This is a genomic window from Mycobacterium sp., from assembly GCF_002863225.1.
Lineage (GTDB): Bacteria > Actinomycetota > Actinomycetes > Mycobacteriales > Mycobacteriaceae > Mycobacterium.
The window spans coordinates 96,089-106,601 of the sequence record NZ_PKEK01000100.1; the positions used below are offsets into that span (position 1 = coordinate 96,089).

A 10,513-nucleotide genomic window follows, 5' to 3' on the forward strand; every position below is an offset into this window, starting at 1 on the left:
CCAAGAGTAAGCGCAACCGTGCCTGCCGGTACGGTTCGGTAGACGAGAATGTCTCCCAAACCGGCTGGCCACTGCGGCTGACCGGGCCGAGAGGACGCATGCGTGCGAGTCGTTGTGATGGGCTGCGGCCGGGTGGGATCGTCGGTCGCCGACGGACTGTCCCGGATCGGCCACGAGGTCGCGGTGATCGACAGCGACGACACCGCGTTCACCCGGCTGAGCCCTGAGTTCGCCGGCGAACGGGTACTGGGCCTGGGATTCGACCGGGATGTGCTGCTGAAGGCCGGTATCGAGGGAGCCGACGCGTTCGCCGCGGTGTCGTCCGGCGACAACTCGAACATCATTTCGGCGCGGCTGGCCCGGGAGACGTTCGGAGTACGCCGCGTGGTTGCCCGGATCTACGACGCCAAGCGCGCCGAGGTCTACGAACGCCTCGGCATTCCCACCATCGCCACCGTGCCGTGGACCACCGACCGCCTGCTGCACGCGCTCACCCGGGAGAGCGAGACGGCCAAGTGGCGGGACCCCAGCGGCACCGTCGCCGTCCTCGAGGTGGCCCTGCACGAGGACTGGGTCGGCCGGCTGGCCACCGACCTGGAGTCCGCGACCGGCGCGCGGGTGGCGTTCGTCATTCGGTTCGGCACCGGGATACTCCCCGAGCCCAAAACGGTCATCCAGTCCGGCGACGAGATCTACATCGCCGCGATCTCCGGACACGCCGCCGAGGCACTGGCCATTGCGGCGCTGCCACCGAGCGAGGACTCCGAGTCATGAGACGCGCCGAAGCCGGGGTTGAGGAGTGGCGCCCATGAGAGTCGCGATTGCGGGAGCCGGCGCGGTGGGCCGCTCAGTGGCCCGCGAGCTGATCGACAACCATCACGACGTGACGTTGATCGAGCGCAAGCCCGAGCACATCGACGAGGACGCGATTCCCGCCGCGCACTGGCGCCTGGGCGACGCGTGCGAGGTGAGCGTGCTGGAGTCGGTGCAGTTGCACGAGTTCGACGTGGTGGTGGCCGCCACCGGTGACGACAAGGCCAACGTGGTGCTCAGCCTGTTGGCCAAAACGGAATTCGCGGTCCCCCGCGTGGTGGCCCGGGTCAACGATCCCCGCAACGAATGGCTGTTCACCGACGCGTGGGGCGTCGACGTGGCGGTGTCCACCCCTCGGATGTTGGCGTCGCTGATCGAGGAAGCCGTGGCGGTCGGAGATCTGGTCCGGCTGATGGAATTCCGGCGGGGTCAGGCCAATCTGGTCGAGATCACGCTTCCGGACAACACGCCATGGGGCGGAAAGCCGGTGCGCAAGCTGCAGCTGCCGCGAGACGTCGCGCTGGTGACGATTCTGCGTGGACCCCGGGTAATCGTCCCCGAGGACGACGAACCCTTGGAGGGCGGCGACGAGCTGCTGTTCGTCGCGGTCACCGAGGCGGAAGAGGCACTGCGTCAGCATCTGCTGCCGTCGCCGTGACTGCGCTGGCGTCCAGCGCGCGCTGCGCCGTTCGGATCGCCAGGAATGTCACCACCGCCGCCACCGCGGTCAGCGGCCAGCCCATCGCGATCCGCGCCACGACCAGCCAGCCGGTGTGGTCGCTGTCGTAGAGCACCCGCTGCACCACGAAGCGGGCCGCAAAGACCACCGCCCAGGTCAGAGTGGCGACGTCGAACGCGTAGACCGCGCGGCGCACACCGCGCCAGCCACGGTCGTGGCCGTGCAGCCAGCTCCAGATGTAGCCGACGACCGGTCGCCGCAGCAGGATCGACACCGCAAACACCGCCGCGTAGAGCAGTGACGTCCAAATACCCAGCAGGAAATAGCCTTTCGACTCCCCCATCACGTAGGCGATCAGCACGCAGACGGCCACGCCGATCAGCCCGGAGACGGCCGGCTGCACCGAGTCGCGCCGGGCCAGGCGCCAGACCAGGATCAACGCGGCGACGCCGAGGGCGGCGGCCGACGCCACCGCAAGCCCGAGCAGCCGCGAGGTGCCGACGAACACCAGCACCGGCAGCGACGAGTAGACGATTCCCGAGACGCCGCCCAGTTGCTGCATCATCCGCTCGGCCGGCGTGAGCCGGTCGGCGGCTAGTTCACCGTCGACGGCACCAGCCGTATCGCCGGCGTCCTCCGCACGGCTCACCGCTGAATCTCGTAGTGCGGGTTGTAGATTGCCTTGCTGCCGTTTTCCAGTTTGCCCAGCCGGCCCTGCACCCGCAGCGTGCGTCCCGATTCGATGCCGGGAATCCGACGCTGCCCCAACCAGACCAGCTCGATGGTGTCGGTGCCGTCGAAGAGTTCGGCCCGAACCCCGTCGGCGCAGCCCTTGCCGTTGCACTCGACACTGCGCAGTGTTCCTACCACCGTGACCTCTTGGCCGCGCTGGCAGTCGATCGCCCGCTGCGCGCCAGTCGTCACCGCCTCGTCGCGCAGTTCCTCGGCGTCACGCTGCTCGGGGTCCTCCGTCAGCCGACGAGTCAGCCGGCGCAGATAACCTTCCGCGGCCATGGCCTCTCCTGAGCGTCGTGAATTGCAGATCCTGTATTCCAACGGACACCGTAGACCGATTGGTTCCCCAACGCCACGCGGCGTCCGGGCAGTATCAAGGGGTGCGGATCGACCTGGACGGCGTGCGCGCCGTCGTGCTGCCGGGAACGGGTTCTGACGACAGCTACATCACCCGGGCCTTCGGTGATCCGCTGCGCACGGCGGGTGCGCAGCTGATTGCACCGAGACCTCAACCCGACCGGCTGATCGCCGGATACCTCGACGATCTGGATGACGCCGCGCGAGGCGCTCCGATTCTGGTGGGAGGCGTGTCGATCGGTGCGGCGGTGTCCCTCGCCTGGGCGTTACAGCACCCCGAGCACACCGTCGCCGTGCTGGCCGCGCTGCCGGCCTGGACCGGTCCGCCCGACGGGGCGACTGCCGCGATCGCCGCGCAGGTGTCGGCGCGCCAGCTGCGCCACGACGGGTTGGACGACACGACCGCGCAGATGCGCGCGACCAGCCCGCCCTGGTTGGCCGACGAGTTGGCCCGGTCCTGGCGCGGCCAGTGGCCGCATCTGCCCGCTGCCATGGAGGAAGCCGCCGGGTACGTCGCCCCGACCGAGACCGAACTCCGGCGCTTGGCGGTGCCGCTCGGTGTGGCAGCGGCCGAGGACGACCCGATTCACCCCGTCGACGTCGGGCGACGGTGGGCGGCTGCGGCGCCACGGGGGGCGTTACGCACCGTCACCCTCGACCAGATCGGCGCGGACGCCTCCGCGCTGGGCGCGGCCTGCCTGGCGGCACTGCGGTCGGTGTAGTCGCCGCTGAGCCGCTGCGGGCGGCCTTCGGCCCGGCTAGTTGCCGGTGCCGCGCAGCTGCTGCATCGCCGATCCCGAGGCACTGCGCCGCTCAGGCGCGGACGACTCCTCGGCGGCGACGTCGGCGTCGGCGTCCGGCGCCGCGACGGGCTGCGCACCGGCGGAACCCTGAGCGGCAGCGGCTTCGCGCAGCTGCGAGGCCATCGGCTCAGGCAGCTGCACCGGCAGTGGCGTACGCACCGGTAACGGAGTGTCACCACGGCGAATTACCGTATCCAGCAACGCGTTTCGCGCCTCTTCGGTCAGTGCGTCGATACTCTCGATCGAGCCGTTGACCACGCAGCGAATCATCCAGCGGTAACCGTCGACCCCGATGAACCGCACCACACCCGATGCGGTGCCGACCACCTCGCGGCCCCAGCGACCGTCCTGGATGGTCACCGACGCACCGTCGCCACGCAGCGACTCGGCCAGTTCACCGGCCACCTCGCGCCACAGCCCGCCGGTCTTGGGGGCCGCGTAGGCGGCGATGGTGAAGCGACCGTTCGCGGTCACGATCCACACCGCACTCGGGACCCCGACCTCGGTCAACTCGACCTGCAGTTGCGCCGCCGGCGGCAACGGCACCAGCACCGAACCCAGGTCGAGCCGACCCTCGGTCGCGACCACGGACTCGTCGAAATCCTCGATGTCGAACGGGCCGTCGAGGTCACCATCGACCACCGTGCCGACGGATGCGTCCGGCTTACTTTGAGTAGCAACGGTTTCCGGCTCGCCCGCCGGTTCGTCCTTCGATTTACGCCTGCCAAATGCCATCAGCTGCGCCGCCCCTCCTGCTCTTCAGGATCGCACTGCCCTGTTTATCGTCATCGGCGGTCAAAGGCTTGCATGTCCGCCAGAGGAGCCGTGGCCGCCGGCGCCACGGGAGGTATCGGCCAACCCGGCCTCGTCGAACGACGACACCTCGACCAAGTCGACCAGCTCGACGCGCTGAACCAGCAATTGGGCGATACGGTCGCCGCGGTTCACCACGATCGGCGTGGTGGGGTCGAGATTGATCAGTGAGACCTTGATCTCTCCACGGTAACCCGCGTCGACGGTGCCCGGACTGTTGACGATCGAAAGTCCAACCCTCGCAGCCAATCCGGACCTCGGGTGCACCAGGCCCACCATCCCGACCGGAATGGCCACCGCAATCCCTGTCCCGACCAGTGCCCGGTGTCCGGGCGCGAGTTCGAGGTCTTCGGCGCTGTAGAGATCTACGCCGGCATCACCGTGATGGGCCCGGGCGGGCAGCGGAAGCCCGGGGTCGAGACGAACAACCGCCAGACTGGTCGACACGGGGGCACAGACTACCCTCGACCGAGTGTCAGGGACGCCAGTCACGCCGCAAGGCGTGCGGTACAGCGAGCGGTTGTGGGTGCCGTGGTGGTGGTGGCCGCTGGGTTTCGCGTTCGCCGGGCTCATCGCCTTCGAGGTGAACATGGGCGTGCGGAGCCTGCCGCAGTGGCTACCGTTCGCCGTGTTATTCGTCGTCGCCGCGGGGACCTTACTGTGGCTCGGCCGCATCGAGGTCCGCGTCATCTCGGGTGCCGGTGAGGTCGAGTTGTGGGCCGGTGAGGCGCATTTGCCGGTCACCGTGATCGCCCGCTCCGCCGACATCCCCCAGACCGCGAAATCCGCGGCGCTGGGACGGCAGCTGGATCCGGCCGCCTTCGTCTTGCACCGAGGCTGGGTGGGTCCGATGGTGCTGGTGGTGTTGGACGATGCAGACGATCCGACGCCCTACTGGCTGGTGAGTACCCGCCATCCGGACCGGGTGTTGTCGGCGTTGCGCAGCTAGTCGGCGACAGCCCGACGGTCAACGTCAGGCCGCGCAGTCCGTACAGATCATCACGCCGCCCTTTTCGCTGGCGAGACGGCTGCGGTGCTGCACGAGAAAGCAGCTCGAGCAGGTGAACTCGTCGGCCTGCTTCGGGATCACGCGAACGGACAGCTCCTCGCCGGACAGGTCGGCCCCCGGCAACTCGAACGACTCGGCGGATTCGGACTCGTCGACGTCCACCACCGCCGACGCCGCCTCGTTTCGCCGAGCCTTGAGTTCCTCGAGTGAGTCCTCTGAAACGTCGTCGGATTCGGTACGCCGTGGGGCGTCGTAATCGGTTGCCATCGTCTGTCCCCTCGTAACACTGCAAGCAACGTTTTGTACCAGCGTCGAACGCATCTACCAAATGATTCGTGCCCGTATACAAGAGTGTTCAGCTGTGATTTACGTCACAGGGCAAAATTGGCCGCGCTACCTCGGACTAAACCCCGCGCCTTAGAGTGCGTACGTGGTCGCGCAAATCACCGAAGGTACTGCCTTCGACAAGCACGGTCGCCCCTTTCGGCGCCGTAACGCCCGCCCCGCCATCGCCCTGCTCGTGGTGCTGTTGGTGGCCAGCGCGGTGGTGTGGACGATCGCACTCACCCGCCCGGCCGAAGTGCACGAGGCGACGGTCTGCAACCCGCCACCGGAGCAGACCGACCCGGCACTGCCGCATCTGGGCAGCGCGGTGTCGCGGAGCACCATGGTCAATGTCGCCCCGGCAAAATTGGCCGACACCAAAATTCGCGTGCTGAACGCCAGCGGGCGGGGCGGCCAGGCCGCCGACGTCTCGGGCGCACTGCGCGACCTCGGATTCGCGCAGCCGACCGCCGCGAACGACCCCGTCTACGCCAAGACGCGGTTGACCTGTCAGGGACAGATCCGGTTCGGCGAAGCCGGCCAGGCCAGCGCGGCCGCGGTGTGGCTGGTGGCCCCGTGTGCCGAGTTGTACCGCGACGACCGCTCCGACGACTCCGTGGACCTGGCGATCGGTACCGAGTTCGGCGCCCTGGCACACAGCGACGACATCGCCGCGGTCCTCGCGGGGCTGCGACCGGGCAACGTCGAACCGGCCGATTCCTCGCTGCTGTCGAAGATTCACGCCGGCCCCTGCTGACCGGTCACTCCGGTATGGGTGCCTGACCGCCGAACTCGTCGAGCACGGCGAGGAGCTGGTCGGCGACACCGGGCGCCGCCGCGACCACCAGAGCCGCATCGCGGTCCGGATCGGCCGGCAGCGGCAACAGCACCTGCGCACCGGCTTCCGCGGCGATCAGCGCTCCCGCCGCCAGATCCCACACCTTGAGGCCGTGCTCGTAGTACGCGTCGAGCCGGCCCGCCGCGACCGCGCACAAATCCAGTGCCGCGGAACCGATTCGGCGCACATCGCGAACCTTGGGCAGGACGTTGGACACCAGCGACGCCTGCGCGGTACGACGGCGCCGCGAATAGGCGAACCCCGTGCCCACCAGGGCCAGCGACAGGTCGTCGACTGCGCTGCACCGCAGCGGCCGGGTGCCGTCGGCATCGGTGACGTGCGCGCCGAGTCCGACTCCGGCTGAGTACAGCCGCCCGCCGACCACATCGGCGACCGCGCCGGCCACCGAGACGCCGTCCACCTGGGCCGCCACCGACACCGCGTACGCCGGGATCCCGTAGACGAAGTTCACCGTGCCGTCGATGGGGTCCAGCACCCAGGTGACACCCCCGGGGTTCTCGTTCGCCGGATCGGTCGGTCCGCCGATTTCTTCACCGAGAACGGCATCGCCAGATCGCCGTCGGGCCAGCAGATCACGCAGCAGACCTTCGGTTTCGGTGTCGACGACCGTGACCGGGTCGGTCGGCGTCGTCTTGGATCGCACCGCGTCGTCGCTGTCGGTCCCGGCATCCGCGCCGAACACTTCGTCACGACGCCGCCGGACGAACTCGGCCGCCTCGGCGGCCAGCGCCTCGGCCACCGCGCGCAGTCGAGCCGGCTCGTTCTCGGGTGTGCTCACCGATCCATCGCATCACAGCGACTCGCTACCCGACGACCAACTAGGGTTTTCTCGACGCCCACGTCCCGCCGAGGAGATTCGATGACCCCTGCCGACTCGATCAGCCCACCACCGCCGACCGGCGGGTCGGTGACACCGGCCGCCCGTGGTTTCGGCATCGACGTGGGCGGCAGCGGCATCAAAGGCGGCATCGTCGACCTGGCAACCGGTGAACTCGTCGGCGATCGCTACAAGCTGCTCACGCCCCAGCCGGCGACGCCGTCCGCGGTCGCCGAAACGATCGCCGCCGTGGTCAAGGAATTCGACTGGACCGGCCCGCTGGGCGTGACCTATCCCGGTGTGGTCACCAACGGCATCGTGCGCACTGCGGCGAACGTCGACAAGAAATGGATCGGGACCAATGCGCGCGACATCATCAGCGCCGGCCTAAACGGCCAGGAAGTCGTCGTGCTCAACGATGCCGACGCCGCCGGACTGGCCGAGGAACGCTACGGCGCCGGCAAGGACACCAGCGGCGTGGTGGTTCTGCTCACCTTCGGGACGGGCATCGGGTCAGCGGTGATTCACAACGGGATTTTGCTGCCCAACACGGAGTTCGGGCATTTGGAGGTCGGCGGCAAAGAGGCCGAACACCGAGCCGCGTCCTCGGTCCGGGATCGAAAGGGCTGGAGCTTCGAAAAATGGGCGAAGCAGGTGACGAGAGTTCTGATCGCGATCGAGAACGCGATGTGCCCCGAACTGTTCATCGCGGGCGGTGGTGTGAGCCGTAAAGCCGACAAATGGGTCCCGCTGCTGAAGAACCGCACCCCGGTGGTCGCCGCCGCCCTGCAGAATTCCGCCGGAATCGTCGGCGCCGCGATGGCGGCGACGCGCGACGTGACGCACTGATTTGCGCGCTGTGGCGGGGGTATAGCCGCGCTGTCGTTACAATGGTCAACGGCAGCCGCCCGAGGAGATAGCGGCGAATATCCATACTGATAATCGACGCCGACATTCGACATAGCTGACATCGTCCGATTGAGCATGCCTGCAGCATCAGACGAGAGTTCTACCGAAGGGGTTTACGTGGCAGCGACCAAAGCACAACCGGCAACCGATGAGCCGGTGAAGCGCACCGCCGCCAAAGCACCCGCCAAGCGATCGCCGGCCAAGGCCACCAATGGGGCTACCACCAAGACCGCCAAAGCTCCGGCGAAGGCCGCCAAAGCCACCACCGCCAACAAAACCGGCACCGCGACCAAGGGTGCCGCCGCCAAGGCCGGTCCGGCCCGCGGCCGCCCGAAGAAGGCCACCACGAAAGGCGCCGACGACGCCGAGGCGACGGGTGCCGACGTCGAGGCCGAAGAACTCGAGACCGACGCCGATCTCGACAGTGGTCCCGTCGAAGAAATCGACCTCGCCGAGGAAGACCTGAATCTCGAAGACCTCGAAGACGAATCGTCCGAGGACTCCGACGACGAAGACAGCCCGGCCGCCGGCACCACCGCGGCCGTCGCCAAGGAGCCGGCCAAGCCCGCCGGAGAAGAAACCGACGAAGAAGAAATCGTCGAGCCGACCGAAAAGGACAAAGCCTCAGGCGATTTCGTCTGGGACGAAGACGAGTCCGAAGCGCTCCGACAGGCCCGCAAGGACGCCGAACTGACGGCATCCGCGGATTCGGTTCGCGCGTACCTCAAGCAAATCGGCAAGGTGGCACTGCTCAACGCCGAAGAAGAGGTCGAGCTGGCCAAGCGGATCGAGGCGGGCCTGTACTGCACGCAGCTGATGACGGAGCTGACCGAAAAGGGTGAGAAGCTCCCGGCCGCGCAGCGTCGCGACTACCAGTGGATCTGCCGCGACGGTGATCGCGCCAAGAACCATCTGCTGGAGGCGAACCTGCGACTGGTGGTCTCGCTGGCCAAGCGCTACACCGGCCGCGGCATGGCGTTCCTCGACCTGATCCAGGAGGGCAACCTCGGCCTCATCCGGGCGGTCGAAAAGTTCGATTACACAAAGGGTTACAAGTTCTCCACCTATGCGACCTGGTGGATCCGCCAGGCCATCACCCGCGCCATGGCCGACCAGGCCCGCACCATCCGCATCCCGGTGCACATGGTCGAGGTGATCAACAAGCTCGGCCGCATCCAGCGCGAGCTGCTGCAGGACCTGGGCCGCGAGCCCACGCCCGAAGAGCTTGCCAAGGAAATGGACATCACCCCGGAGAAGGTGCTGGAGATCCAGCAGTACGCCCGGGAGCCGATCTCGCTCGACCAGACCATCGGTGACGAGGGCGACAGCCAGCTCGGTGACTTCATCGAAGACAGCGAGGCCGTGGTGGCCGTCGACGCGGTGTCGTTCACACTGCTGCAAGACCAGTTGCAGTCGGTGCTGGAGACGCTGTCCGAGCGCGAAGCCGGCGTCGTACGGCTGCGCTTCGGCCTCACCGACGGCCAGCCTCGCACCCTCGACGAGATCGGCCAGGTATACGGCGTGACTCGCGAGCGCATCCGCCAGATCGAGTCCAAGACGATGTCGAAGCTGCGGCACCCCAGCCGCTCGCAGGTGCTGCGCGACTACCTGGACTAGTCGCCTGACGTACAGGTCGCGCAGATAATTCAGATGCGCTGACGCCCGCGTCTGCTTTACGTTGGCCCGATGTCATCCAGGCGCATCCTCGTCTCGTCCGGCACCGAATACGAAGCGGCCGTCGGGTATTCGCGTGCGGTGCGAATTGGCCCTTGGGTCGCGGTCTCCGGGACGACTACTTCCAGGCCATCCGATGACATCGCCAAGCAAACACGAGAAGTGTTGCAACGCATCGCTAATGCACTGGAAGAAGCTGGCGCTGCGCTGACCGACGTCATCCGCACCCGCATCTACGTCACCGACATCGCGCGCTGGCGCGAGGTCGCGGCGGCACACGCCGAGGTGTTCGGCGAGATCCGGCCGGCCGCCACCATGGTCGAGGTGGCCGCGCTGATCGAGCCCGGGCTGCTCGTCGAGATCGAGGCAGACGCCTACGCGCCGAGCTCCGGGAAGTCGCCGTCGTCGCCGGGCCGGTAGCTGGTGGCGTCAATCACAGCCCCAATCGGCAACGGGCCGTAGAGGTGCGGGAACACCATCGACTCCGGATCCGTTGCTACTCCTAGTTCCCAACGAATGGGTGAGGTCAGATGAGACGGATCTATGTGCAGCAGGACCAGGTCCTGCCGGCCGCGATAAAGGCGGTTGGCGGGCAGATGGATAGCGTCCCGGCGAGTGGTGGACTTCGGATCTGGCGTGGTTCACGCGTTGCGATCAACGAGTCATGTTGAACGCTAGGTGATTTGGGGTTGTTTGGCAAGTGCTGCAGCGGCGTGTTTGG

14 protein-coding genes and 1 pseudogene are annotated in these 10,513 nt (G+C 67.6%); 8 read left to right on the plus strand and 7 right to left on the minus strand.

Annotated features, from left to right (window positions below; all coding sequences use genetic code 11):
• Positions 1–102: 102 nt before the first annotated feature.
• Both CYU59_RS27405 and CYU59_RS27410 read left to right on the plus strand, forming a co-directional pair.
• Positions 103–774 (plus strand): TrkA family potassium uptake protein, encoded by a 672-nt coding sequence (locus tag CYU59_RS27405; protein WP_293004421.1) that lies wholly within the window; start codon positions 103–105, stop codon positions 772–774.
• 34 nt (positions 775–808) lie between these two features.
• Positions 809–1,471: a TrkA family potassium uptake protein gene (locus tag CYU59_RS27410; protein WP_293004422.1), complete on the plus strand. Its 663-nt coding sequence runs from the start codon at positions 809–811 to the stop codon at positions 1,469–1,471.
• Here CYU59_RS27410 and CYU59_RS27415 read toward each other — a convergent pair.
• Positions 1,422–2,057, minus strand: coding sequence for a DUF3159 domain-containing protein (locus CYU59_RS27415; protein WP_293004440.1), 636 nt, complete (start codon positions 2,055–2,057; stop codon positions 1,422–1,424). The two genes, CYU59_RS27410 and CYU59_RS27415, sit on opposite strands and share 50 nt — an antisense overlap.
• Positions 2,058–2,137: 80 nt before the next feature.
• Positions 2,138–2,506 (minus strand): OB-fold nucleic acid binding domain-containing protein, encoded by a 369-nt coding sequence (locus CYU59_RS27420; RefSeq protein ID WP_293004423.1) that lies wholly within the window; start codon positions 2,504–2,506, stop codon positions 2,138–2,140.
• A gap of 101 nt (positions 2,507–2,607) precedes the next feature.
• Here CYU59_RS27420 and CYU59_RS27425 point away from each other — a divergent pair, with 101 nt between their 5' ends.
• Positions 2,608–3,306 carry an alpha/beta hydrolase gene (locus CYU59_RS27425; protein ID WP_293004424.1) on the plus strand — a complete coding sequence of 233 codons (699 nt, stop codon included), beginning with the start codon at positions 2,608–2,610 and terminating at the stop codon, positions 3,304–3,306.
• A 36-nt stretch (positions 3,307–3,342) separates the two neighbouring features.
• On the opposite strand, the gene CYU59_RS27430 is transcribed toward CYU59_RS27425, so the two are convergent.
• Together CYU59_RS27430 and dut are read right to left on the minus strand one after the other, a co-directional pair.
• Positions 3,343–4,122 carry a DUF3710 domain-containing protein gene (locus tag CYU59_RS27430; protein ID WP_293004425.1) on the minus strand — a complete coding sequence of 260 codons (780 nt, stop codon included), beginning with the start codon at positions 4,120–4,122 and terminating at the stop codon, positions 3,343–3,345.
• Between the two features lie 60 nt (positions 4,123–4,182).
• On the minus strand, positions 4,183–4,647 hold the full coding sequence (gene dut, locus CYU59_RS27435; protein ID WP_293004426.1) for a dUTP diphosphatase: 465 nt from the start codon (positions 4,645–4,647) through the stop codon (positions 4,183–4,185).
• A 25-nt stretch (positions 4,648–4,672) separates the two neighbouring features.
• Here dut and CYU59_RS27440 point away from each other — a divergent pair, with 25 nt between their 5' ends.
• A complete protein-coding gene (locus tag CYU59_RS27440) occupies positions 4,673–5,149 on the plus strand; it encodes a DUF3093 domain-containing protein (RefSeq protein ID WP_293004427.1) in 477 nt (158 codons plus the stop codon).
• Positions 5,150–5,173: 24 nt separating this feature from the next.
• Here CYU59_RS27440 and CYU59_RS27445 read toward each other — a convergent pair whose 3' ends face one another.
• Positions 5,174–5,476 carry a DUF4193 domain-containing protein gene (locus tag CYU59_RS27445; protein WP_293004428.1) on the minus strand — a complete coding sequence of 101 codons (303 nt, stop codon included), beginning with the start codon at positions 5,474–5,476 and terminating at the stop codon, positions 5,174–5,176.
• 163 nt (positions 5,477–5,639) lie between these two features.
• On the opposite strand from CYU59_RS27445, the gene cei reads away from it, so the two are divergent.
• Positions 5,640–6,290 carry an envelope integrity protein Cei gene (cei, locus tag CYU59_RS27450; protein WP_293004429.1) on the plus strand — a complete coding sequence of 217 codons (651 nt, stop codon included), beginning with the start codon at positions 5,640–5,642 and terminating at the stop codon, positions 6,288–6,290.
• A 4-nt stretch (positions 6,291–6,294) separates the two neighbouring features.
• Here cei and CYU59_RS27455 read toward each other — a convergent pair whose 3' ends face one another.
• Positions 6,295–7,170 carry an inositol monophosphatase family protein gene (locus tag CYU59_RS27455; RefSeq protein ID WP_293004430.1) on the minus strand — a complete coding sequence of 292 codons (876 nt, stop codon included), beginning with the start codon at positions 7,168–7,170 and terminating at the stop codon, positions 6,295–6,297.
• An 81-nt stretch (positions 7,171–7,251) separates the two neighbouring features.
• Between CYU59_RS27455 and ppgK the strand changes: the two genes are divergently transcribed.
• The 3 genes from ppgK (at position 7,252) to CYU59_RS27470 (ending at position 10,212) form a co-directional block, all read left to right on the plus strand.
• A complete protein-coding gene (ppgK, locus tag CYU59_RS27460; protein WP_293004431.1) occupies positions 7,252–8,058 on the plus strand; it encodes a polyphosphate--glucose phosphotransferase in 807 nt (268 codons plus the stop codon).
• A gap of 135 nt (positions 8,059–8,193) precedes the next feature.
• The gene (locus tag CYU59_RS27465) at positions 8,194–9,735 is read left to right on the plus strand and encodes an RNA polymerase sigma factor (protein ID WP_293004432.1); all 1,542 of its coding nucleotides are present in this window, start codon (positions 8,194–8,196) and stop codon (positions 9,733–9,735) included.
• Between the two features lie 69 nt (positions 9,736–9,804).
• Complete coding sequence (locus CYU59_RS27470) at positions 9,805–10,212, plus strand: RidA family protein (protein ID WP_293004433.1); 408 nt, start codon at positions 9,805–9,807, stop codon at positions 10,210–10,212.
• Here CYU59_RS27470 and CYU59_RS27475 read toward each other — a convergent pair.
• Positions 10,167–10,400, minus strand: a pseudogene (locus CYU59_RS27475) (DUF952 domain-containing protein); the annotation flags it as partial. The gene CYU59_RS27470 and the pseudogene CYU59_RS27475 sit on opposite strands and share 46 nt — an antisense overlap.
• Positions 10,401–10,513 lie beyond the last annotated feature (113 nt).